The organism is Erythrobacter litoralis HTCC2594, from assembly GCF_000013005.1.
In the GTDB taxonomy this organism is placed as follows: Bacteria; Pseudomonadota; Alphaproteobacteria; order Sphingomonadales; family Sphingomonadaceae; genus Parerythrobacter; species Parerythrobacter litoralis_A.
This window is the reverse complement of the sequence record NC_007722.1, coordinates 2423882-2447798: the sequence shown is the minus strand read 5'-3', so window position 1 is coordinate 2447798 and position 23917 is coordinate 2423882. Positions and strand designations below refer to the sequence as shown.

At 63.8% G+C, this 23917-nt stretch carries 21 protein-coding genes; 11 read left to right on the top strand and 10 right to left on the bottom strand.

From position 1 onward, the window contains the following. Positions 1-21 precede the first annotated feature (21 nt). Together EL2594_RS11925 and EL2594_RS11920 are read right to left on the bottom strand one after the other, a co-directional pair. Positions 22-2022 (bottom strand): hypothetical protein, encoded by a 2001-nt coding sequence (locus EL2594_RS11925; protein ID WP_011415338.1) that lies wholly within the window; start codon positions 2020-2022, stop codon positions 22-24. A gap of 48 nt (positions 2023-2070) precedes the next feature. Continuing rightward, on the bottom strand, positions 2071-3300 hold the full coding sequence (locus EL2594_RS11920; RefSeq protein ID WP_011415337.1) for a TIGR04063 family PEP-CTERM/XrtA system glycosyltransferase: 1230 nt from the start codon (positions 3298-3300) through the stop codon (positions 2071-2073). Between the two features lie 127 nt (positions 3301-3427). On the opposite strand from EL2594_RS11920, the gene EL2594_RS15760 reads away from it, so the two are divergent. Together EL2594_RS15760 and EL2594_RS11915 are read left to right on the top strand one after the other, a co-directional pair. Beyond that, positions 3428-3562 (top strand): hypothetical protein, encoded by a 135-nt coding sequence (locus tag EL2594_RS15760; RefSeq protein ID WP_011415336.1) that lies wholly within the window; start codon positions 3428-3430, stop codon positions 3560-3562. Further along, positions 3559-4935, top strand: coding sequence for a putative O-glycosylation ligase, exosortase A system-associated (locus EL2594_RS11915; protein WP_011415335.1), 1377 nt, complete (start codon positions 3559-3561; stop codon positions 4933-4935). The genes EL2594_RS15760 and EL2594_RS11915 overlap by 4 nt, the downstream gene beginning before the upstream one ends. Positions 4936-4941: 6 nt before the next feature. On the opposite strand, the gene EL2594_RS11910 is transcribed toward EL2594_RS11915, so the two are convergent. Next, positions 4942-6900 (bottom strand): LTA synthase family protein, encoded by a 1959-nt coding sequence (locus EL2594_RS11910; RefSeq protein WP_011415334.1) that lies wholly within the window; start codon positions 6898-6900, stop codon positions 4942-4944. Positions 6901-7143: 243 nt separating this feature from the next. Here EL2594_RS11910 and EL2594_RS11905 point away from each other — a divergent pair, with 243 nt between their 5' ends. The 3 genes from EL2594_RS11905 to EL2594_RS11895 all read left to right on the top strand — a co-directional run bounded on the left by EL2594_RS11905 (position 7144) and on the right by EL2594_RS11895 (position 9787). Further along, entirely contained in the window at positions 7144-7593 is a 450-nt protein-coding gene (locus tag EL2594_RS11905; protein ID WP_011415333.1) for a MaoC family dehydratase, read from the top strand. A 94-nt stretch (positions 7594-7687) separates the two neighbouring features. Further along, positions 7688-8869: an acetyl-CoA C-acyltransferase gene (locus tag EL2594_RS11900; RefSeq protein ID WP_011415332.1), complete on the top strand. Its 1182-nt coding sequence runs from the start codon at positions 7688-7690 to the stop codon at positions 8867-8869. Positions 8870-9178: 309 nt separating this feature from the next. Then, the gene (locus EL2594_RS11895) at positions 9179-9787 is read left to right on the top strand and encodes a DUF4126 domain-containing protein (RefSeq protein WP_011415331.1); all 609 of its coding nucleotides are present in this window, start codon (positions 9179-9181) and stop codon (positions 9785-9787) included. Here EL2594_RS11895 and EL2594_RS11890 read toward each other — a convergent pair. Further along, positions 9784-11031: a polyhydroxyalkanoate depolymerase gene (locus EL2594_RS11890; protein WP_011415330.1), complete on the bottom strand. Its 1248-nt coding sequence runs from the start codon at positions 11029-11031 to the stop codon at positions 9784-9786. The genes EL2594_RS11895 and EL2594_RS11890 overlap by 4 nt on opposite strands. A 175-nt stretch (positions 11032-11206) precedes the next feature. On the opposite strand from EL2594_RS11890, the gene EL2594_RS11885 reads away from it, so the two are divergent. The 5 genes from EL2594_RS11885 (at position 11207) to EL2594_RS11865 (ending at position 17067) form a co-directional block, all read left to right on the top strand. Then, the gene (locus EL2594_RS11885; RefSeq protein WP_011415329.1) at positions 11207-13066 is read left to right on the top strand and encodes an ABC transporter transmembrane domain-containing protein; all 1860 of its coding nucleotides are present in this window, start codon (positions 11207-11209) and stop codon (positions 13064-13066) included. Between the two features lie 141 nt (positions 13067-13207). Then, a complete protein-coding gene (locus EL2594_RS11880; RefSeq protein WP_011415328.1) occupies positions 13208-15361 on the top strand; it encodes a M13 family metallopeptidase in 2154 nt (717 codons plus the stop codon). A gap of 160 nt (positions 15362-15521) precedes the next feature. Beyond that, positions 15522-16379 (top strand): undecaprenyl-diphosphate phosphatase, encoded by an 858-nt coding sequence (locus EL2594_RS11875; protein WP_011415327.1) that lies wholly within the window; start codon positions 15522-15524, stop codon positions 16377-16379. Between the two features lie 87 nt (positions 16380-16466). Further along, on the top strand, positions 16467-16721 hold the full coding sequence (locus EL2594_RS11870; protein ID WP_041685317.1) for a hypothetical protein: 255 nt from the start codon (positions 16467-16469) through the stop codon (positions 16719-16721). Between the two features lie 82 nt (positions 16722-16803). Further along, positions 16804-17067: a hypothetical protein gene (locus EL2594_RS11865; RefSeq protein ID WP_011415325.1), complete on the top strand. Its 264-nt coding sequence runs from the start codon at positions 16804-16806 to the stop codon at positions 17065-17067. 58 nt (positions 17068-17125) lie between these two features. On the opposite strand, the gene phhA is transcribed toward EL2594_RS11865, so the two are convergent. Beyond that, positions 17126-18067 carry a phenylalanine 4-monooxygenase gene (gene phhA, locus EL2594_RS11860; protein WP_041685315.1) on the bottom strand — a complete coding sequence of 314 codons (942 nt, stop codon included), beginning with the start codon at positions 18065-18067 and terminating at the stop codon, positions 17126-17128. A gap of 41 nt (positions 18068-18108) precedes the next feature. On the opposite strand from phhA, the gene ppk2 reads away from it, so the two are divergent. After that, positions 18109-18924, top strand: a complete 816-nt coding sequence (gene ppk2 / locus EL2594_RS11855) for a polyphosphate kinase 2 (RefSeq protein ID WP_011415323.1) — start codon at positions 18109-18111, stop codon at positions 18922-18924. Here ppk2 and EL2594_RS11850 read toward each other — a convergent pair. The 5 genes from EL2594_RS11850 to EL2594_RS11830 all read right to left on the bottom strand — a co-directional run bounded on the left by EL2594_RS11850 (position 18899) and on the right by EL2594_RS11830 (position 23897). Next, entirely contained in the window at positions 18899-19750 is an 852-nt protein-coding gene (locus tag EL2594_RS11850; RefSeq protein ID WP_011415322.1) for an FAS1-like dehydratase domain-containing protein, read from the bottom strand. The two genes, ppk2 and EL2594_RS11850, sit on opposite strands and share 26 nt — an antisense overlap. Continuing rightward, entirely contained in the window at positions 19750-20979 is a 1230-nt protein-coding gene (locus tag EL2594_RS11845) for an acetyl-CoA C-acetyltransferase (RefSeq protein ID WP_041686051.1), read from the bottom strand. Before EL2594_RS11845 ends, EL2594_RS11850 begins: the two co-directional genes overlap by 1 nt. Before the next feature lie 113 nt (positions 20980-21092). Further along, entirely contained in the window at positions 21093-22322 is a 1230-nt protein-coding gene (locus tag EL2594_RS11840) for a CoA transferase (RefSeq protein ID WP_011415320.1), read from the bottom strand. Between the two features lie 135 nt (positions 22323-22457). Then, the gene (locus EL2594_RS11835; protein WP_011415319.1) at positions 22458-23648 is read right to left on the bottom strand and encodes an acyl-CoA dehydrogenase family protein; all 1191 of its coding nucleotides are present in this window, start codon (positions 23646-23648) and stop codon (positions 22458-22460) included. 12 nt (positions 23649-23660) lie between these two features. Continuing rightward, the gene (locus tag EL2594_RS11830) at positions 23661-23897 is read right to left on the bottom strand and encodes a hypothetical protein (protein WP_049762552.1); all 237 of its coding nucleotides are present in this window, start codon (positions 23895-23897) and stop codon (positions 23661-23663) included. Between the last annotated feature and the right edge of the window lie 20 nt (positions 23898-23917).

Sequence of the window (23917 nt, the reverse complement as noted above, 5' to 3'; positions counted from 1 at the left end):
GTGCGGATTGTGCCGGCGCAATCAGGCGGCGCCGCTCATCCTTTGCAGCTTCTCCAGCGCTTCGCGCAGGGCCTTTTCCGTTTCCGCCGGATCGGCCGGTTGCGGTGCCGGGATGGTCGGGGCATGCCGGCTCATGCCGTTCATGGCCTGCTCTGCGTTCGGCGGGGCATCGAAAGGCCGCGCTTCCCCAATGGGTGAAGTTCCGGCAGGCGCCTCGCCCGGGAACGTCACGGCCTCGGGGGTGGGCGCGTCGCCGGCTTCGCTGTCGCCTTCGTCTTCGTCCTCGATACGGACGAATTCCTGGCTCGATCCGAGAGTGCGCTTCATGTTCAGCAGCGAGCTGTAGCCCGCAGCCGAATCGCTCTCGTCATGGCTATCCTCGTCATCGTCCTCATCTTCGGCAGTCTGGGCGAACTCGGCCGCCAGCGAAAAGGGTGCGGAAGATTTGTCTTCAGCTTCGACCGGCGCGGGCGGCTGCGCCTGCGCGGCGAAGGGATTGTAGACCGGAGCCGTTTCAGCCTCGGACTCGTCGGCGGGCCCACCGAAGACCGCTGTCGGAGCATCGAAGGGTCGGTCCATTGGGGCCGACCTAGACCCCAGGCTCAGGCTCGAAGCGAACGGATCGTCTTCATCCTGGTCGTCTTCCTCGAAGGCACCGAGGTCGAGCGGGCGCAGGGCCGTCGGCACGGCAGCATGGGCGTCTTCGTCGTCGACGGCCTCGGCAGTATCGTCGCTATCCCCCTGCATTGCTGCCGGGGCGAGCGGAGCGAACAGGGGTGCGGCCGTCTCCGCCTCGTCAGCATCTTCGGTGTCTGCATCTTCAAACGGATCGTCGTCGACGGACACCCGCTCGAAGGCAAACGGGGCGACCGCCTCTGCCGCTTCGTCCTCGTCAGGCTGCTCGGCGATTTCGGCAGGTTCGTCGCCGGTGCCGGTTTCGGGCTCGATAGCGGCGACAGCATTTTGTTCGCGCTCCCGTTCGAGCGAAGAGGCGAAGCGCTGGATCAATTCGGACACCGACAGTTCCGCAAGCGGCCTGTCGGCATGATTGTCGAGCGAAGTTTCGACTAGGGTGTCCGTTTCTCCTGCGGGCGTATCTCCTGCGGGCGGGGCCGCAAAGGCTGGAGCATCAATGGTGTCTGCGGGCGCGTCCGTGTCGACTGCGACCGCATTGCCGAATGGCGCGCGGGGCGCATCGAACGGCCGCCCGGCTTCGCCTTGGCTGCGGGTATCGGCGGCCAGCGGAGCGAACATCGGGGCCGGCGCGTCGTCATCGGAGTGCTTCTCCGCTTCTGCCGCGTCGTGATCGATCTCCCCCTCGACCGGATTGCGCAAGTCTTCGAGCGTTTCGGCATGGTCGGCTTGATGGGGATCGTCTTCCGCCGCGGTATTGCTGCGGTCACCGCAATTGGCGGGATCGGCGATTGCAAAGGTGTCGAGTGGCAGCGCGTCGTCGTCTCTGGCCTGTTCCGGTTCGCCGGAATCATCTTCGGGCTCGTCGATATCGTTCTGGGCGATCTCGCCGTCGCCGGGTAGCGGGACATACTCAAGATATTCGCTGCGACCGGTATCGTCCGTGACCGAAAGCGCGCGGCGGCGGCCGGGAAGGGGCTGTTTTTGCGCGTCGTCATCGAAAGCATTGACATCGGCGACCGGTCCGAGACCTTCCTCTCCCAGCTCTTCGGTTGCCACGATCGGGCGTTTGGCGGGTCCCTCGTGGCCGGAGCGCGGCGCTCTCGGAGCGCGTATGCTGCTTTCCTTTGCAGCACCTTGGGATGCGACGACCTTGCGGGCGACAAGGAGGCCGCCAAGTGCGCCGAACAGCGCGCACGCTGCAGCGATCGTCAGGCGCGTGGAAAAGTCGGGCGCTGCGCCCATCAAGCGCTCGAATAGCATGGAGGGCAAGACGAGGCTGCCGATACCGAACAGTGCGGCGAACCACAGCGCGACTATGGCCGGAAATGCCGGATGGGCGCTGATCGGCGGTTGCGAACCGCTTTTGCGCTTTGCCGTGTCTGCCATGCTCTTGCTCACTCTTCCTTCAGCGCCATGGGCGGAGCCGGCAGACCATCAGGCTGCTGCGGACAATTGCCCATTCGGGCCACTGGCTAGCAAATGATGGTAAACGCTTTGATAACGATGAACATTGCGCGCCCAATCGTGATGCTCGGCGACATGGTGCGCGGCGCGTTCCCGCATGGCCTGCCATTGGTCCTTGTGCCGGGAGAGCGAAGCAAGGGCATCGGCGATCGCTGCCGGATCGTCCGCCGCGAACAGCGTTCCGGTGATCCCGTCTTCGATCAGTTCGCGGTGCCCGCCGACATCGGAAGCCGCCACCAGCCGCCGTTGCGCCATCGCTTCCAGCGGCTTGAGCGGCGTGACGAGGTCGGTCAGGCGGCTGCGCTTGCGCGGATAGGCGAGCACGTCGATCAGCGAGTAATAGCGCTCGACCTCCGCATGCGGCACGCGGCCGGTGAAGTGGATGGCCTGTGCGGCAGAACTGGCTGCAGCCTGCGCTTTGAGCGCTTCGTCCTTCGGTCCGCCGCCAACCAGTAGCAGTTGCGCGCCCGGCTCACGCTCAAGCAGCAGCGGCATGGCGGCAATCAGGTCGTCGAGACCTTCGTAATCGTAGAAGCTGCCGATGAAGCCGATGACCGGCCCGGTAGCGATGCCCAACTCCTCGGCGAGCGCATCGTCACGTGCCGGTGGTTCGCCGAACAGCGAGAGATCCACGCCGTTAGGCGAGATGCCGATCTTGCCGCCCGGGTGCCCGCGCGCGACCAGGTCGTCGCGCAGGCCCTCGCAGATAGTGAAGACGGCATCCGCCTGCGCCACAACGCGGTTTTCCAGCGCACGGGTCAGGCGGTACTTGAAAGAACCTTCGCGGCCCGTTCCGTTACCGACCGCCGCATCTTCCCAGAAGGCGCGGATTTCGTAGACGACGGGAATGCCGAGCCGCTGCCCCGCGCGCACTGCGGCCAGACCGTCCAGCGCGGGCGAATGGGCGTGCAGGACATCGGGTCGCCAATCCTGCGCCAGGTCGACGATGGTATCCGCCAGCCGACCGATCTCGCGGAACTCGCGCACGCCCGGCGGGCCCGACGCCTCGCCGCGCGTGCGGTAAAACGTCAGCCCGTCGATCGTTTCTTGATCCGGCCCTTCGGCGCTGTGGCGCAATCCAGTGATGCCGCGCACCTCCACTCCCGCTGCCTGCTGCGCTTTCAGGATCGCGCGGGTGCGAAAGGTATAGCCGCTGTGCAGCGGCAGCGAATGGTCGAGAACGTGGAGCACGCGGGTCATGGGACCATGGCTTAGCCGCATTGTGCTTAACGGGGCGTCAACTCGCTGGTGCTAGGCGCACGGGTGGCAGCCGAGCAATGATGCCTGTGCTGCCGGGTGAAATGCCAGAGGAACCGAGCGCGCTGCCATGATCGACATGTTCACCCTCCTGCTGGTCCACGGCATCCTCTTCCTCGCGCTGTACCGGCTGATGGTTGACGACACGGTCGATAGCGAGGTGGATGTGGCCTCCCCGGTCGACGAAGACGCGACGGGCGCATGACGGACCTGTTCTTCCTCGGCTTTTTCGGGCTTTTCATGGCGATGGGGCTGCGGCGCCCGTTCCTGTGGGTATTGTCCTACCTGTGGATCGACATCCTCGCACCGCAGAAGATCGCCTTCGGCTTTTTCTCCGACATACCGGTTTCGCTGATCGCCTTCTGCGCCGCTTTTGCCGGCTGGCTGCTGACCGACAGCAAGAAGAATGTCCGCTTCACGCTGCGCCAGGGCGTGCTGGCGTTCCTGCTGGTGTGGTGCTTCTTTACGCTGCAGGGCACGCCCTTTCCCGAACCGGCGGGAACCAAATGGGAATGGGTCTGGAAAGCGCTGTTCTTCGCGATCTTCCTGCCGTTCACGCTGACCACCCGCAAGCGTATCGAAGCGGCCGCGCTGGTCATGGCGCTCAGTGTCGGAGCGATCATCATTTCCGGCGCAATCAAGACCGTGGCGGGCGGCGGGGGCTACGGCGTGCTCGCGCTCTTCGTCAATGACAACAGCGGCATCTACGAAAGCTCGACACTGGCGACCGTGGCGGTCGGCATCATACCGCTCATCATCTGGTTCACCCGGCATGGCACGATCTTCGTGCCCGACTGGCGGGTCAAGCTGTTCGCCTATGCGCTGATCTTCGCCTGCCTGCTGATCCCCTTCGGCACGGTGGCGCGCACCGGCCTCGTGTGCATCGCGGTTCTGCTGGTGCTGGCGCTGCGCGACGTGAAGCGACGCGCGATGTTCCTGCTCGCAGGCGGTGTGTTGGGGGTAATGGCGCTGCCCTTCATTCCGCAGAGCTATTACGACCGCATGGCCACGATCGGCAGCCACGATGGCGACCAGTCGGCCTCGACCCGCGTGGCGGTGTGGGAATGGACCTGGGAATACGTGCAGGAAAATCCGCTCGGCGGCGGTTTCGATATCTACCGCGCCAACCGCTTCGAATACAACATGCCGGTGCGGACGGGCGAAGGAAACACGGTCAACGTCGAATACAAGCAAGTCGTCGACGAAGCGCGCGCGTTCCACTCGGCCTTCTTCGAAGTGCTCGGCGAACAGGGCTGGCCCGGCTTCATCGCGTGGATATGGCTGCACGCGCTCGGCCTGTGGCAGATGGAGAAGATCCGTCGCCGCTGGCGCCAGAAAACCGGCGACGGCGAACAATGGCAGGCCCCGCTGGCCACCGCGCTGCAATATGCGCAGGTCATCTACCTCGTCGGTTCGCTGTTCCAGGGGATTGCCTACCAGCCTTTCATCCTGCTGCTGGTCGGCGTGCAATGCGCGCTGTGGAGCTATCTCAAGCGGTTCGATGCGCCCAGGGTGCCGCGCGCCAAGCAGGCCATGATGGACCGACAGGCGCTGACGGCGCAGCAATCGCGCGGCTGAACGGCTCTAGCGCTGGCGGCGGGCCCAGCGTTCGGAGCCCCAGCGTGCGACCAGCCTGTCGATCGCGGCATGCCTGGCCCCTTCCAGACCGTCATAGGCAAAGCACCGGTCTTCGCGTTCGAAGCAGGCTTCGCTGCGGTCGAAGCGCAGCGAGACGATCCCGTAGCCGGAATCGACCATGCCGATCTTGGCCGGGGCATCGAGCGGGCCGATATGCATGAAAGGCGCGTGGCGCTCGGCTGCCGGCTGGTCTGCGCCGAGCTGGCCGAGCAGGATGCGGCGGATGTCGCTCTGCGCGATAGGGGCTTCGACGCCGTCAAGCGGGCGATTGCTGACGAGGAAGGTGCCGTTCTGCAGCCGGTTGATGACATGGCCATGACCCAGAAAGCCGCGTTCGAACAGCGCTTCGCCGTGATCGCCCGTCACCAGCATCAGCGTGTTGTCCCACGCGCCTACCTCTTTGAGCTTTGCGATGAGACGGCCTAGCGCCGCATCGGTGTGCGCGACAGCATTCCAATAGGTCTGCTGCACCTGCGCCGCATTGCCCGCGTTGATCTCGCCGCGCGTCACCGGTGGCCGGGCGAAACGCTCGCCTATTGCGGGCTGGTGATAGGGAAAGTGCGGCGACTGGAAATTGAGATAGACGAATTGCGGCTGCTGCCAGTCTTGCGCATCGCCCAGCGCCTTGTCGAATTGGTCGAGGATGATGCCTTCGTCCACGAGCAGCGATCCCTGCGCGGCAAAGCTGAAGGCGCGCTGGTCCTTGAGCTTTTCGGCATCGACGAAGATATCGGCGCTGTCGCGCATGCCGACCGCTTCGGAAATACCGCCGAAGTCCTCCGGCTGCCCCGAGAATACGCCGATGCCGTAGCCGCTGCGTTTGAAATCGCGAAACAGGCTCGGCGCCCCGGGCTCGACTGTCAGCGCACCGCCGAACAGCGACTTGAGCGATTCCGTGGTGAAGCCGACATGGCTGTATGTCGGGACGATCGCAGAGCCTTGCACGGCGAGAGCTTCGAGGTTGGGCGCGACGGGCTGGCCGTCGATCCGCTTGCCGATCACGTCGAAGCGGGTGCTTTCGAAGACGACAATGATGACATGCGGCTTCGCGCCGGTCAGCGTCGTGTCGGGGGCTGTTTGCGGGATGGAGACGAGCTCCAGATCGCCGCCGAAGCCGTCCTCGTCGATCCCGTTGCCGGGAATGTCGAGTGCGAGGGGATGGCGCGCCGCGTCGAAGGGGTGTCTGTCGAGCTGGCGTCCGGCCAGGCCATAGCCGTCGCCGTCGAAATCGGTGGCCTGTGCGGCGGCCCGGCTGACCCCGTTCCACACGAGAACGCGTTCCAGCCCGCGCGCGCTGTCGCTGCCGGTGCGCGGGATGGCGATGATGGCTATGAGCAGGCCGGTCCATGCGGCGGCGATCCAGCGCCATGCGGGGCCGGTGGGCGTGGACACATCTTCGCTTCGGGTCAGCCTGCGCACCAGCTTGACCGCCAGCCACCACGCCAGCGCGAAACCGGCGAAGCCTGCCAGCCCCAGCGCGATCTCGTTCTTGGCGAAGAGCAGCGCATCGGTCGCGCTGCCGCCACCGAGTTGGGTGAGCAGGGCAAAGCTGACAGCGTCGCTGAAATAGGAATGCAGCTGGTATTGCAGCGTCAGCGCCAGCAGGCTCAGCCCGCCGTAGAGAAAGGCGAAATGGACCATCGCAACGGGCGTGCCGGATTTGCGCGCCAGCCATGCCGCCAGACGCCACGCCACCAGCCCCGCGGCCAGTTGAGCGATGGCGAAGCCTGCCAGGAAGAGTGCCAGCTCGCCGACCGTGTCGACCGCCGTCGATTGGCCGAACCCGCCGGTAAAAACGCCGTATTTGCGGTCGGCAATGGCCAGTTCGACCAGGCTCACCAAGGCGATGGCGAGTGGCACGAAAAGCATCGGGTTCAGCAGTCGTTTCAGGGCCGTCGAGAGCATGAGTCCTCCATGCGTGCAGGCACAACGCCGGCACCCTGCCGTCGATAGCGACGCTTGGTTAAAGCTGCGTAAGGGATGGGGGTGACGGCCCGTCGCAATCCGATTGCAACCGATGCCGTAGCGTCAGCTTGACGTTTACGGAAACCTCCATTGCCACGCGCGGTATGATGCGGCATGAGCCTTTAGCAACAGGCGCGCCCACGCTCGGAGTCGCGCCGATAACGCAGGATAGGAGCGAAGCGCATGTCCCCACAGGATCTCGCAGCCAAGGTCGGCGAAAACATCGGCACCAGCGAATGGGTCGAGATGACACAGGAAAAGGTCAACATGTTCGCCGATGCGACCGGCGATCACCAGTTCATCCATATCGACGAGGAAAAGGCCAAGATGACGCCGTTCGGCGGCACCATCGTCCACGGCTTCATGACGCTGTCGATGATCCCCTATCTCAGCGCCAATTCCGACATGCCCAAGATCGACGGCGTGAAGATGGGCGTGAACTACGGCGGCAACAAGACGCGCTTCATTGCCCCGGTGCGTGTCGGCAAGCGTATCCGCGGCCACTGGGAGCTGGTCGAAATGATCGAGAAGCGCCCCGGCCAATGGCAGCAGACCGCCGAGATCACCATCGAGATCGAAGGCGAGGACAAGCCCGCACTGATGTGCGAGTGGATCACGCAGTTTTTCGTCTGACCGTCATCCCAGCGAAGGCTGGGATCTCCCTCGACCAAGCACCAGATTTAACCAGATCCCAGCCTTCGCTGGGATGACGAAATAGGAATTTCCCATGTCACGTGACGCAGTCATCGTTTCCACCGCCCGCACCCCTATCGGCCGCGCCTACAAGGGCGGCTTCAATGCCACCCCCGGCGCGACGCTCGGTTCGTTCTCGCTTGCCCCGGCAGTCGAACGCGCCGGGATCGAAGGCGGCGAGATCGACGATGTCGTGTGGGGCTGCGTCCTCACCCAGGGTACCCAGTCGGGCAATATCGGCCGCCAGGTCGCGCTGCGTGCGGGTCTTCCCGTCAGCGTCGCGGCGCAGACGATCGACCGCCAGTGCTCCTCGGGCCTGATGGCGATCAGCACCGCGGCCAAGCAGATCATCGTCGACAATATGGATATCGTCGTCGGCGGCGGTCAGGATTCGATTTCGATGGTCCAGACCCCGGAAATGCGCGTCGCGCCCGACAAGTCGCTGATCGCGATGCACAAGGATGTCTACATGCCGATGCTCCAGACCGCCGAGACGGTGGCCGAGCGCTACGGCATCAGCCGCGAAGCGCAGGACGAATACGCGCTGCAGTCGCAGATGCGCACCGCCGCCGGGCAGGAAGCGGGCAAGTTCGACGACGAGATCGTGCCGGTCAACACCACCATGATGGTGAAGGACAAGGAGACGGGCGAAGTCTCCAGCCAGGAAGTCACCATCACCAAGGATGAAGGCAACCGCCCCTCGACCACGCTGGAAGGGCTGCAGTCGCTAAATCCGGTCATGGGCCCGGACAAGGTCATCACCGCCGGTAACGCTTCGCAGCTCTCGGACGGGTCCTCGGCCAGCGTGCTGATGGAAGCGAAGGTTGCCGAGCAGAAGGGCCTCGAGCCGCTCGGTCGCTATGTCGGCATGGCGGTGGCGGGGACGGAGCCCGACGAAATGGGCATCGGCCCGGTCTTCGCGATCCCCAAGCTGCTCGAACAGACCGGCATCAAGCACGACGACGTCGGCCTGTGGGAATTGAACGAAGCCTTCGCGGTGCAGGTCCTCTATTGCCGCGACAAGCTCGGGATCGACAACGATATCCTCAACGTCAACGGCGGCTCGATCTCGATCGGCCACCCCTACGGCATGACCGGCGCGCGCTGCGTCGGCCACGCGCTGATCGAAGGCAAGCGCCGCGGCGCGAAATATGTCGTCGTCACCATGTGCGTCGGTGGCGGCATGGGCGCTGCGGGCATGTTCGAGGTGTTTTAATGAGTCTCTTGCGCTCGCGGTAGGCGCGTCGCGCCACCTCCGCGGAGGCGGCCTGACCGGCCGACGCGCAGTCGCGCTTTGATGCCGTGACCAAGATCAAAAGGCGGCGTTTGGGTCTTCCTGCGCCGCCTTTTTCTTGCGCTGATTTCGAGGCCGAGAGGCCTCGCAAGGCCGGAAGCGAAGTCGAAGACGCAGCTGACCAAAGGTCACCTGCAAGGCCGCCCGCAGCGATGCGGCCTTCAGGTCGCGTGAGCGAGGAAAGCCAACGATGCGGATGCATCCGCCGGCGTTTGAGGCTACACAAAGAGAATGGGCATCATGGAGATCATCGGGATCGCAGGCAGTGTCAGCCTGTTGGCGGGCTGGCGGCTTTACCTGTGCATATTCGGCACCGGTCTCGCCATGCGGCTCGGTGCATTGCCGTTGCCCGAGCATCTCGAGAGCCTGACCGTGCTCGCCAATCCGTGGGTGATGGGCATCGCCGCCATCGCCGCGCTGGCCGAATTCTTGGCCGACAAGGTGATGTGGCTCGACAGCCTGTGGGACACGGTTCACACCGCGGTGCGCCCGGTCGGCGGGGCACTGCTGGCGCTGGCGATCGTCGATCCGTCCGACCCGGCGGCGCAGGTGATCGCCTTCATCCTCGGCGGCGGGGCCAGCTTTCTCGCCCATGGCGGCAAGGCCAGCGCGCGGGCGGTGGTCAACACCTCGCCCGAGCCGGTCAGCAATGTTGCGGTGTCGACCGTGGAAGACGTGGCGACAGCGGGCCTGCTCTATCTCGCCTACGAGAACCCGTTGGTGGCAGGCGGGATCGCCTTCACTCTGCTGGTGCTCGTCATCGCACTGCTGTTATGGGCGCGGCGGGTAATCAAGCGCATTTTCTTGCGGGCGCCCAAGGTCGAGCGCCCGCCTACCTAGGCGCGAACAGCCCCGTGTTCGTCGATGAACTCTTCGACGACAGGAGCGATCATGTCGCGCCATTTGCTGCCGTTGAAGATGCCGTAGTGCCCCGCGCCCTCGGCCATGAAGTACCGCTTCTTGGCATCGGGCAGGCAATCGGCCAGGTCGAGCGCGGCCTTGGTCTGGCCGAGGCCCGAGATGTCGTCGCGTTCGCCTTCGATGGCCAATAGTGCAGTGTCCGTGATGGCATCGAGATCCACGAGCTCGCCCCGATGGCGGAACGTGCCGTTGGGGATCGAGTGCTTCTGGAACACCTCCTCGACCGTCTGGAGGTAGAATTCAGCGGTCATATCGCACACCGCGCGATACTCGTCGTAGAAATCCTTGGTGGCCTGCGCGCTCTCTTCATCTCCGGCGGTGAGATGTTTGAACATCTCGTAATGGCTCATCATGTGGTTGCCGAGATTCATGCTCATGAAGGCCGAAAGCTGCATGAAGCCGGGATAGACCCGGCGTCCGGCGCCGCGATGCTGCATCGGCACGGTCGCGATCACCGACTGGCGAAACCATTCGATCGGACGGTTCATGGCATGGTCGTTGACGCTGGTCGGGCTTTCGCGCGTGTCGATCGGGCCGCCCATCATCGTCAGCGTCAGCGGGGTGGCGGGCGAATTGTTCTGATTGAGCAGCGCAGTCGCGGCAAAGGCCGGGACAGAAGGCTGGCACACCGCCATCATATGAGGGCGCTGGCCGTCACTCTCCACGCGGATCTGTTCGAGGAATTCCATCAGGTAATCGATGTAATCGTCGAGGTCGAAATGGCCCTCGTGCATCGGCACCAGCTTCGCATCGGCCCAATCGGTGATGTAGACGATGCAGCTTTGCAGCATGCGCTCGACCGTACCGCGCAGCAGCGTGGCATAGTGCCCGCTCATCGGTGCCACGATCAGCAGCCGGGGCGAGCTTTCGGGCAGGCCGGTGTGCCGGAAGCGCTTCAAGTCGCCGAACGGGCGGTTGACCACGGTCGCTTCCTCGACCGGGTGAAGTTCGCCGTCTTTCTCGATTTCGGTAATACCGAAAGCCGGTTTGGCGTAGCTCGCCGTGGCGTGTGCGAACACATCGAGCGCGTTGGCGGTCATGGAGCCGATACCGAAATGGCTCAGCGGATTGGCCGGGCTGGTCAGCATCTCGGCGCTCATCGAGGCCATGGAACTGACCGAATTGAGCCAATTGCGCTGCAATTCATAGGCTTGGTAAAGCAATGCGTTTCCCCTGCGTGGAGCTCTCCGGCTCCCCTTGCGGGCTCTCCCAGCCCGTGGTTGGCACGAATGTGGCCCCTATCGATGCATTGTGCAATGCACAAATCCTTGTCCATGCCCACCCGGCCCTTTTGCCGTTGTGGATTTTGCCGGAATGGAGCGCTAGGGGCCAAGGCGGATGTCCGATACCGAACCCTTCCCTGCAGCATCGTCTTCCGACCCCGCTTCGGCCCAGCGCCTGTTCGAAGGCGAGCCGGAGCAGGGCGCCGAGCCAAAGCGTCGCTCGCTCGGGCCGCTGCGGATGATCTATCGCGAGGCGGCGAAATATCCCGACAAGGTGGCGCTGGCATTCTTCGCCTTGCTGATTACGGCGGCGGCGACGTTGGCAATCCCCGCGGGCTTCAAGCTGATCATCGATAACGGCTTCGGCGGTAACGGCGATCCGGCCAATATCGGACGCTGGTTCCGCTATCTGCTGATGATCGTCGGTGTGCTGGCGATCGGCACGGCGCTGCGGTTCTATTTCGTCAGCTGGATCGGCGAGCGGGTGGTCGCCGATATCCGCCTGAAAGTGCACGCCAACCTGCTGCGGCAGGAACCGGGCTTTTACGAAGAGAACAGCCCCAAGGAAATCTCCAGCCGCATGACCAGCGATACGGCGATTATCGAGCAGGTCGTCGGCACGACCGTCTCCGTGGCGCTGCGCAACACGCTGATGGCGATCGGCGGCACGATCTACCTGTTCTATCTCGCCCCGTCGCTGACGCTCGGCATGGCGCTGGTCATCCCCGCCGTTGTGATCCCGATCACGGTATTCGGGCGGCGACTGCGCAATGTCTCGCGCACCAGCCAGGACCGGGTTGCCGATGTCGGCGCGATGGTCACCGAAGTCCTGTCGGCCATGAAAATTGTCCAGAGTTTCAATCAGGAAACCCGCGAGACAACGCGGTTCGGGGAAGCGGTCGAGCAGATATTCTCCGTCGCCAAACGCCGCATACTGATCCGCGCCGCGATGACTTCGGTTATCATCCTGCTGATCTTCGGCTCCATCACCCTGCTGATGTGGCGCGGCGCAGTGGGCGTGAGCGAAGGCGCGATTTCGGGCGGCACGATTGCTGCCTTTGTCATCACCGGCGGCCTCGTCGCGGGCGCTTTCGGTTCGCTGACCGAGGTCTATGGCGACTTGCTGCGCGGCGCAGGCGCGGCGAGCCGCTTGAATGAATTGCTCACCGCTTCGGCCCAGATCGCGCCGCCCGCCCGCCCGCAATCGTTGCCCACCCCTGCGCGCGGAAGCCTTTCTTTCCGCAACGTCACTTTTCGTTACCCTACCCGGCCCGAGCCGCCCGCACTGCGCGACTTTACGCTGGAGGTCGAGCCGGGCGAAACCGTGGCTATCGTCGGCCCCTCGGGTGCGGGCAAGTCGACTATCTTCCAGCTTGCCGAACGCTTCTACGATCCGCAGGCGGGCACCGTCCGGCTCGACGGCATTCCGCTGACCAGTGTCGATCCGCGCGACGTGCGCGAGCGCATTGCCTTCGTCCCGCAGGATGGCGTGCTGTTCAGCGCCAATGCCCGCGACAATCTGCGCTACGGCAATTGGTACGCGAGCGACGAGGCCATCTGGGAAGCTGCCCGTGCCGCCAATGCGGAGGAATTCCTGCGCGCGCTGCCCGAGGGGCTCGACACCTTCCTGGGCGAGGACGGCACGCGGCTGTCGGGCGGCCAGCAACAGCGCATCGCCATCGCCCGCGCGGTGCTGCGCGATGCACCGATCCTGCTGCTCGACGAAGCCACCAGCGCGCTCGATGCGGAAAGCGAGCGGCTGGTGCAGGATGCGCTCGAGCAGTTGATGGAAGACCGCACCACGCTGGTCATCGCGCACCGCCTGGCGACCGTCCGCGCGGCGGATCGCATCGTGGTGATGGAAGACGGCCGGATCGTCGAGCAGGGCACGCATCGGCAATTGACGGCGGCGGGCGGGCTCTATGCGCGGCTGGCCAAGCTGCAATTCGACATGCCGCAGGCCGGCGCGGCCTGACGTCGCCCAGCGCCGGATTTTCGACGGATGGCGTTCCCAGCCGATGAATGACTGCATTCGCGCGGCAATCGCTCTATGCCGGTATTCTGAAATCCCGGACGGTCGCTCCGGAATATCGTCCAATCGAGAGGGGGCTCTCCCATGATCCGCACCGTTTTCGCCACTTCCGCGAGCGCCTTTGCGCTTGCTCTCGCTGCACCTGCTACGGCTCAGAGCGGAGAGACCGATCCCAACCAGGCCGACTATCTGGAGGAAGACCGGACGCCGACGATGAGCTTCGGCAGCTGGGGCGTCGATCCCGACCTGTTGTCCGATACGGTAGATCCGGGCGACGACTTCTTCGCCTACGTCAACCAGGAATGGCTCGATGCCAATCCGCTCCCGGCCGAATTCAGCCGCTTCGGCGCATTCAACCTGCTGCGCGAAAAATCGACCGAGGACGTGAAAACGTTGATCGACGAACTGGTCGCCAGGCCCCGCGAGTCGCTTTCCCATGACGAGCGTCGCATTGTCGACACTTACAACGCCTTCCTCGATACCGATGCCATCGAAGCCCGCGGCCTTGCGCCGATCCAGCCCTATGTCAGCCGCATCGCCGCAGCGACGACACTGGACGAACTGGCGATGATCTGGGCCGAAGCGGGCTATTCCTCGCCGATTGGCGGTTTCGTGAATGTCGATGCCAAGCAGCCAGACCAGTATGTCGCCTATATCGGCATTGGCGGCCTCGGGCTGCCCGATCGCGACTATTACCTCGACGACAGCGAGAAGGGCCGCGAAATCCAGCAGAAGTACAAGGATTACATGGCCATGATGCTCGAAGCGGGTGGCTATGACGATCCGGTGGCGACCGCCGAGGCGGTGTATGCGCTCGAAGAAAAGATGGCGCGCGACGTGATCTGGGAGCGCACGGCCCGCCGCAACCGCGACCTTACCTACCATGCGCTGTCGGCAGACGAGCTTGCGGCCTTGTCCGGCGATGTGCCGGTGCAGGCGATGCTGGAGAAGATCGGCTTTGCCGCATCGCCAAAATTCGTCGTTTCCGCGATGCCGCCGTCGGACGAGCGGGCCAGGGCACTGGGGCTTACCGAGGAGCAGCTCGCGCAGATCGGCAGCGGTCTTCCCGGGATGATGGGCCTTCTCAACCAAACGCCGGTGGCGACGCTGCAGGCGTGGACGATCAAGGAATTCATCTCCGACCACAACCACCTGTTGCCGAAGAAATACGACGAGGCGCAGTTCGAACTCTACGACAAGACCCTGCGCGGGACGCCGGAGCAGCGTCCGCGCTGGAAGCGTGCGATCGCCGCCACCGAGGGCGCGCTCGGCGAGCTCGTCGGCGCGAGCTATGTGGAGCGCTATTTCCCACCCGAGAACAAGGCGGCGATGGAAGAACTGGTCGTGAACCTGCGCAAGGCGATGGCGCAGTCGATCGACGAGATCGAGTGGATGGGCGAAGAGACCAAGGAGCAGGCGCTGGCCAAGCTTGCCAGCTTCGATCCCAAGATCGGCTATCGCGACAATCTGGAGGTGTACGAGGGTCTTGCAGTGACGCCCGACGACCCCATCGCCAATTCGCTGGCAGCGGATGCCTGGCAGCTCGAGGACAATGTCGCCAAGCTGGGCCAGCCGATCGACCGCACCGAGTGGTTCATGACTCCGCAGACGGTCAACGCCTATTACAACCCGACCAAGAACGAGATCGTTTTTCCGGCCGCGATCCTGCAGCAGCCCTTCTTCGGGCTGACCGCGGACCCGGCGGTGAACTACGGCGCGATCGGCGGTGTCATCGGCCACGAGATCGGCCATGGCTTCGACGACCAGGGCTCGAAATACGACGCCACCGGCAAGCTCGAGAACTGGTGGACGGACCAGGATCGCGCCAATTTCGACGAGCGGGGCGACGCGCTGGTCGCGCAATATGACGCTTTCTGCCCGCTCGACGACGGCGAAACCTGTGTCAATGGGCGCTTCACGCTGGGCGAGAATATCGGCGACCTGGGCGGGCTCAGCCTTGCCTATCGCGCTTACAAGATCGCGACCGCAGGGCAGGACGTTCCGGTGATCGACGGGCTCAGCGGCGACCAGCGCTTCTTCCTCGCCTGGGCACAGGTCTGGCGTTCGGCGCAGCGGGAAGAGAACTATCGCCAGCGCCTGCGCACCGACAGCCACAGTCCGGAAGAATATCGCGTCAATGGCGTCGTGCGGAACATCGATGCCTGGTACGATGCTTTCAACGTGACGGAAGACGACAAACTTTACCTCCCGCCCGAAGAACGTGTGAGAATTTGGTAGGGATAGAGCCAAGCCCGCACCGCTAAGACTAGCGCTCGCCCCCCAAGACACCCGGGCCCGATGAAGTCTCGCGCCCCTCCCGCTTGCGGGAGGGGATGGGGGTGGGTAAGGGCGCTGCGTCCGCAATCGCGGTGCATTTGCAAAGGGTCGGACCTCCGCCATGACATTCCTGCAGCTCCTCATCATCGCGGTGGTCCAGGGGATCACGGAGTTTCTCCCGATCTCGTCGTCGGGACACCTGATCCTGATCCCCAATTTTACCGAGTTTCCCGACCAGGGCCCGCTGATCGACGTGGCGGTGCATGTCGGCTCGCTGCTTGCGATCATCGTCTATTTCTTCAAGGACGTGCTCACGCTCGCGCGCGGCGGCTTTGCGAGCATCGGCATCGGAACCGACCGGCCCGATGCGCCGAGCGAGCGGCGGCTGTTCTGGTGGATCGTACTGGGGACCATCCCGGCGGTCGCGTTCGGCCTTGCGATCAAGCTCGGCGCGTTCAATTCGATTGCGGAGACATGGTTCAATATCACCGTGATCGACGACGACCTGATGAGCTCGATCCGCTTTACCGATCTCATCGCTTTCAACCTCATCGTCTACGGTATCGCGCTCGGTCTCGCCGACTGGCTCGGCAAGGAAGTGAAGAAGTTCGAGGATATGAGCTGGCGCGACGGACTGATCGTCGGCATCGCGCAGGCGCTGGCGATCATTCCCGGTACCAGCCGTTCGGGCGTGACCATGACGGCGGCGCGGGCACTGGGCTATTCGCGCTACGAATCGGCGCGCTTCTCCTTCCTGCTGTCGATCCCGGCGGTGGCCGGTGCAGGCGTGCTGATCGTGCCCGAAATTTTCGAAGCGGGCGCTACCCTCGCAATGGATGCATTGATCGCAGGGGTGCTGACCTTCATTGCGGCCTTCCTCACCATGGCCTTCTTGATGAATTTCCTGAAGCGCGCTTCGATGCTTGTGTTCGTCTTCTACCGCGTCGCCATGGGTTGCGCGCTGTTGGCGTTCTTTTGACCGTTGCCGGGGCGATTGGTTTCGAATGGAACCAAATACCGGTCCTGCCGTTGCAGGAGTGAGGAGACAGGCAGCGTTTGACGAGCAATGGCATTACTTATTTTAATGACGGTAGGTGCAGCGATCGGATGGCTCGCATCGATCATGATGCGCCGCGACACGTTGCGGCAAAGCTTCGCTAACATGGGAGTTGGCAGCGTAGGTGCGCTGGCAACGCACGCCTTTGCGAATGACAAGATGGCGCTGCAGGCGATCAGCGCGGAAGCCCTTTTGCTGGGGGCCGTAGGCGCGATCGTCCTGCTCGGCCTGTCGTTTATTGTGCAGCGCAGCATAGTCGGTTGACACATTTCGGACATTTTTTGCTTATCAAGGGGGCCAAGCGTTGCTAGGTCGCGACTCCCAAACCATTAAGGGGAAGATTGATATGAAGGTTACTTTCAAGAGCGCAGCTATCGCTTCGGTCGCAGCGCTGGGCCTCGGCCTTGCCGCATGCGACAGCCCGGCCGAGAACGCCGCTGAAGACGAAATCGAAGCCATGGAAGAAGAGCGCGATGAAACCATCGACGCGATGGAAGATTCGGGTCAGATTACCGATGAAACCGCCGACGCCATGGACGATCAGACCGACGCTATGGAAGAGTCGATGGAAGCTCAGGTCGAAGAAGCGACCGACGGCGACGGAATGTAATCGCACGCTTTTCGCGACAAAGACGGCCCTGGGAGCAATCCCGGGGCCGTTTTTTATATCAGACTGGCGCCGCTCCTGACCCTCGCCCGCCGCGAAGCAGATATTCCTGCGTGCCGCGATGAACGACATTGTCGACATCGATAATGGCCGAATTGGCGTAGGTGAAAGCGGGCGGCAGATTGCGATAGAGCCGGTCGAAATCGCGCTCCACCGTCTGGCGATAGAGATCTTCGAAACTTTCGATCACGAAATAGGTCGGCTGCAGATCGCTGATGACGTAGTCCGTACGCATCACACGGTCGACGTTGAGCATGATGCGGTTGGGGCTTTCGGCCTCGACCGCGAACACCGCCTCGGTCGGGCCCGACAGGATGCCCGCGCCATAGGCCCGGATGTCGTCCGGCCCCTCCTCGATCAGCCCGAACTCGACCGTGTACCAATAAAGCGAGCCCAGCGCTTTCAGGCGATTGTAGCGCATCGCTTTCCACCCGGCCTTGCCGTATTCCTGCATGTAGTCGGCAAATGTCGGATCGCTCAGCATCGGCACGTGGCCGAAGACATCGTGGAATACGTCGGGTTCCTGGATGTAGTCGAATGTCTCGCGCGTGCGGATGAAATTGCCGGCCGGAAAACGACGATTGGCCAGGTGCCAGAAGAATACGTGATCGGGGATCAGCATCGGTACCGGCACCACGCTCCAGCCGGTGAGCTTACCCAGTTCTTCGGACATTTGTTTGAAATCGGGCACGCCGCCCTTGCCGAGGTCCAGTTTTTCCAGCCCCGCCATGAAGGCGCTGGCCGCGCGACCAGGCAGGACGTCCATCTGGCGCGCGAACAAGTCGTTCCAGATCGCGTCGTCTTCGCTGGTATAGTGCGTCTGCTGCGGCTCGAGCCAATCGTCGCCGACGTGCTCGGGCCTCTTGAGCGGCGCGGTGAAGACATCCGCGGGCATTTCGGGCAGGACGCTAAAGTCCTGTTCTGCTTGTGCTAGAGTGGCCATAGTTTCAGTTGCAACCATATCATTGGATGCCTGTATTTTCAATGAAGGAGAGCACATTGGGCAAGCTGAAAAAGAAGACTTACGAAAAGCTGCTCGAACCGCTCGAGGAAGAACTGGTTTCGATGGCCCGCTGGGCACGGGCGACGGGCGCGCGCATTTGCGTCATTTTCGAAGGACGCGACACGGCCGGCAAAGGCGGCGCGATCAAGGCGGTCAGCCAGCGCATCAACCCGCGCCAGTGCCGCGTCGTCGCGCTGCCCAAGCCGAACGATACCGAGCGGACCCAATGGTATTTCCAGCGCTATGTCCCGCACCTGCCCGCTGCGGGCGAAATCGTGCTGTTCGATCGCAGCTGGTACAACCGCGCGGGCGTAGAAAAAGTCATGGGCTTCGCAACGCAGAAGCAGGTTGATAGCTTCCTAGAAGAAGCGCCGCGATTCGAGCGGATGCTGGTCGACGACGGCATCCACCTCTTCAAATACTGGCTGACGACTGACCAAGACAAACAGGAAGAGCGCCTGGCCGAGCGGCTGGACGATCCGCTCAAGCGCTGGAAGCTCTCGCCGATCGACCTCGCGGCGCGCGAAAAATACGATGCCTATACCGAGGCGCGCGAGGCGATGTTCCAGGCCACGCATACCGAACACGCGCCTTGGACCCTGGTCGATTTCAACGACCAGAAACACGGCCGTCTGACGCTTATCCGCAATCTGCTCGACCGGCTGCCCGATACGCATATCGAGCCGGAGCCGTTGGAATTCCCGGAACTGGGCCGCGAGCCGGAGAGGGAAAGCTATGCGGTGATCGAGCCGATCCCGGACTTCCCGCTGTTCAAGCGAGACCTGCCACCGCTTTGAGCGTCTGCCGCCCATCGCTGGCAAAGGAGCCAAGCTCGATGCCTTCGTCGCTTGGCCGCAGCGCCAGATGTAGCGGTTCGCCGACGATGGCGGGGCTGACAGCGCGAAAGGCCAAGGTGGCGAGCGCATTGTCGCCGAATTCCTGCGCGGCGAGCTGGAGCAGCAGGCTCGTAATCAGCGGTCCGTGGACCACCAGCCCGCGATAACGCTCTTCGTCCCGAGCATAGGGCGTATCGTAATGGATGCGGTGCGTGTTGAAGGTGAGAGCCGAGTAGCGGAACAGTAGCGTTTCGGACGGCGTCATCGTCTGCACCACATCCCACGCACTGGTATCGAACGTGCCATCGCCCGGCTCCGGCGGGCTCAGAGGCGCATCAGGTGCGGCTGCATCGCGATAGACCAGCGTCTGGGTCTCTCGCACGGCTTCGACGCCATCGGCGAGCGTTACATGCTCGACATCGACGAAGCCGAGCTTGCCGGTTGTGCCCTCCTTCTCGCTGACCGAAGCGATGCGGCTGGTGCGGGTGATTACAGCACCGATCTCTAGCGGTGCGAGGAAGGCGATATCGCTCGCCGCCCACATTCGGCGTGGCAGCGGAATCGGCGGAAAAAAGCTGTCATCGCTCTCGTCGCGCGACGGATGTCCGTCGCTTCCGAGCGAGGCGGTGGCTGCCTCCGGCGTGCAGAGGCAGAGATGGATACCCTGCGGCATGGGGCCATCGGGTACCTCGAGGTCGAATGTCGCGCACCAGCGCCGCGCCAGCGCCGCATCGAGCGTGTCGGACTGCGCCTGCGTCCGACCGATCCAGGCGTCCCATTTGCTCATCAGGCCGCACGCTCGAAGATCGCGGCAATGCCCTGTCCGCCTCCTATGCACATGGTTTCGAGGCCATAGCGCACTTCGCGGCGGTGCATTTCGGCGGCCATGTCTGCGAGGATGCGCCCGCCCGTTGCACCGATCGGGTGGCCCAGGGAAATTCCCGAGCCGTTGACGTTGAGCATGTCGAGGCGCGAGTCGTCCTCGCTCCAGCCCCAGCCCTTGAGCACGGCCAGAACCTGCGGGGCGAAGGCTTCGTTGAGCTCGACCAGCCCGATATCGTCCCAGCCCATTCCGGTGCGCGCGAACAGGCGCTCTAACGCCGGCACGGGGCCGATCCCCATGCGGCTGGGATCGCAGCCGGCGGGTGCCCAGCTATGGAACCAGAGCGAAGGGGTCAGGCCCATTTCTTCCAGCTTGTCTTCCGCCACGACCAGGCACGCCGCTGCCGCATCGTTCTGCTGGCTGGCATTGCCTGCGGTGACGATGGCTTCTGGATCGCGCTTGAGATCGATTGCGCGCAGCTTGCCCAGGCTCTCCATGCTGGCATCGGCACGGTAGCCCTCGTCATGGTCGAAGGTGACAGGGTCGGCGCGGCGTTGTGGCACCTCCACCGGCACGAGGTGATCGGCGAACTTGCCCTCTTCCCACGCCTTCGCCGCGTTCCGGTGCGAGCGCACGGCATAGGCATCGGCCTGGTCGCGGGTGATGTCGTAATCCTTGGCGAGGTTTTCCGCCGTCTCGATCATGCCGGTGATGACGCCGAAGCGCTCGATCGGCTGGCTCATCAACCGGCCGCGCGTCAGCCGGTCATGCAGCGTCATGTCGCCCATCCTCACCCCGCCGCGCAGGTCGGTCGTATAGTGCTCGACATTGGACATGCTCTCGCACCCGCCCGCGACGACCATGTCAGCCATGCCCGTTTCGACCATCATCGCCGCAGTGGCGACCGCCTGCACGCCCGAGCCGCAGCGACGATCGAGCTGAAAGCCGGGCACTTCCATCGGCAGGTCTGCCGCCAGCCAGCTCCAGTGACCGATCGCCGGGGCCTCGGCATTGCCATAGCCCTGGCTGAAAACGACATCGTCCACCCGCGTCGGATCGATTCCGCTGCGCTCGATCAGGGCCTTGAGGATGACGGCCCCGAGCTTGCCCGCATCGAGCGGGGCAAGCGTGCCGCCAAAGCGCCCGACGGGCGTGCGAAGCGGGGTACAGATGGCTACGCGGCGTTTGGTCATCTCGATCATTCCTCTCAATCCCGTTCGCCCTGAGCCTGTCGAAGGGCCGTTCTTCACTTTGTGCCGGGCGCTAGAAGAAAGTGCAGGGCTTCGACAAGCTCAGCCCGAACCAATTATTTGCCTTGGTCCGAAAGGGCCACCGTCCCAGCATCCACCAGCTTGGCGATGGCGCCGGAACTCAGCCCGAGCCTCTCGGCAAGTATTTCCTCGCTGTGCTGTCCCAGATAGGGTGCCGGTGCCGGGTCCCCGGCCGGTTTTTCCGGCATGTTGGCAAAGCTGCGGGTGGCGGGATAGTCGAACTGCGAAGGGTTCGCGGGCGAGGGACCGAACAGTGGATTGTCGCCGACGAGCTGCGGGTCCTGTGCCGCCTCGTGCATGGTGCGATAGCGCTCGTAGGTCGTGCCTTCGGCGGCCATTCGCGCTTCCAGCTCCGCATAGTCATGCTGTTCGGCGGTGGCTTGGAACAGGTCGAACAGCGCATGGCGATGTTGGAAGCGCGGGTCGTCTCCATCCGCAAAGCGAACGCCGAGCTGTGTTTCCAGCGCTTCGATCTCCTGCTCCAGCCCAAAGGCTTTCACCAACCCATGCCATTGCTTGGCCGTGAGGGCCGCCACCATGAAGCGCTGTCCGTCTTTGGAGCGAAAGTCGCGCCCGAACGCGCCCCAGATCGCATTGCCGAGCCGTTCGCGATCCCCTCCGCGATAGAGCATTTCCGCCAGCGCGCCGGAATTGGCCATGGTGCCGATGGCGACGTCACCCAGCGGCACGCGCACTTCGCTGCCTTCGCCGGTCGCATCGCGATGGCGCAGCGCCGCGAGTAGCGCGAAGGCGCAGTAGGCACCGGTGATGAAATCCCACGCCGGCAGCACCTGGTTGACCGGCGGTGCGGTCGCCATGTCCCAGTCCTCCGGCCCGCACATCAGCGGATAACCGCTGGCGGCGTTGACAGTGAAATCCATCGCCTGCCGCCCGTCATGCCAGCCCATGATGCGGACCGAGACGAGGTCGTCGCGGTTCTCACTCATCGCGGCATGGCTGAGGAAGCTTTTCTCCGGCAGGTTGGTGATGACTTGCCCTGTCTTCCGCGCCAGTTCGACCAGCAGCTCGCGCCCCTCGCCGCTGCGCAGGTCCAGCGCGACCGACTTTTTGGCGCGGTTGAGGTTTTCCCAGCTGAGCGAGCGGCCCTCCTCGGTCAGCATGTAGCGGTCGTAATCGAGCCCGCCCGCCTTGTGATCGACGCGGATCACCTCCGCTCCCATCTGCGCGCAATAGAGGCCGGCGGTGGGGGAGGCGACGAAGCTCGATGCTTCGACGATGCTCAGACCTTTCAGTAGTTCATACATGGCTTGCTCCGGCCCACCCCGTTGCAGCTAGACTCACCTGTGGTTCGCCAAGCTTCACTGCCCCTCCCGCATGCGGGAGGGGAGCGAGACTTGCCAGCTTGCTGGCTAGTCGCAGCGGGGTGGGCTTAATCACGATCACCCGTTCTGCGCCGCGAAATCGCGCAGCATGTGCTTGGCGATCTGCAGGTAGAGGATCTGCGTCGTGCCTTCGTAGATGCGATAGATGCGGGCATCGCGGAAAAAGCGTTCGGCATCGTATTCGGCGAGATAGCCGGCGCCGCCATAGACTTGCACGACGCGGTCGACCACGCGGCCGCACATTTCGGACGAGAACACCTTGAAGGCCGCCGCCTTGCGCAGGATGTTTTCGCCGCGATCGGCGCGTTCGCACACGTCCTTCATCATCGCCTCGGCAGCGTAGATTTCGGTCTCGCTCTCCGCGAGCATCTGCTGGATGAGCTGGAAATTGGCGATCGGTTCGCCGAAGGCCTTGCGCTCGGTGGCATAGCGCACCGCGCTGTCGAGCGCGCGGCGGGCATAGCCTGCGGCAGCCGCGCCAACCGAAATGCGGCCGTTATCCAGGCTCATCATGGCGAAGCGGAAGCCTCGTCCGGTTTCCCCGCCGAGCAGCGCGTCGCCCGGGACCTTCACGTCCTCGAGGATCACGTCCGAGATGTGGCTGCCTTCCTGCCCCATCTTCTTGTCGGGGCTGGCGGTCGTCACGCCCGGCGTATCCATCGGCACGATGAAGGCGCTGACATGGGCGTTCTTGGGCAGCGCTTCCTTCTCTGTGCGCGCCATGATCAGGCCGACATCGGCATGCGGCGCATTGGTGATGTAGCGCTTGGTGCCATTGAGGATCCAGCCATTGCCATCGGGATCGGGCCTGGCGGTGGTTGCCATCGCGGCACTGTCGGAGCCCGAGCCCGGTTCGGTCAGGCCGAAGCAGGCGATCTCGCCGGCAGCGATGCGGGGCCACCATTCGGCTTTCTGCGCGTCAGTCGCTCCGTTCTTGATCGCGGAATTGAACATGCCGACATTGATCGAAAAGATGCTGCGATAGGCCGGCGCGGCATAGGCCATGGTGTTGACCACGCGGGCATATTGCGAGGTGTTGAGGCCCGCGCCGCCATATTCTTCCGGCACGGTCAGGCCGAACAGGCCCATCTCCTTCATCTCCTCGACGATCTCGTCGGGGATCCTGTCGTTCTCGATCGTTTCCCGCTCGGCCGGGATCAGCCGTTCGCGGACATAGCGATCGAGCTGCTCGATGAACTGTTCGAACGTATCGGCATCCATGCCGGGATGCAGGATGGTGTCGGCCATCGGGCGGTCCTCTTATTGCTGCGCTTGCTCGGGCGCCTGTTGCGTTTGTAGGTCGGTGTCCTGCGCGGGCGCGGGCGGGTTGTCCAGCGCTTGCGGAGGCAGCTTGCGCGCTTCGAGCATGGCGGCGGCTTCGTCGAGCGCCTGCGCTTCTCCCACGGTCACGCCGCCGGGGCCGGGGTCGTTTTCGCCAGGTCCGCAGGCGGCCAGCAGGCAGGCGAGCGAGAGCGCGATGGGGGCGGTGCGAGTCATGCGCGCACCATAGCGCAGCC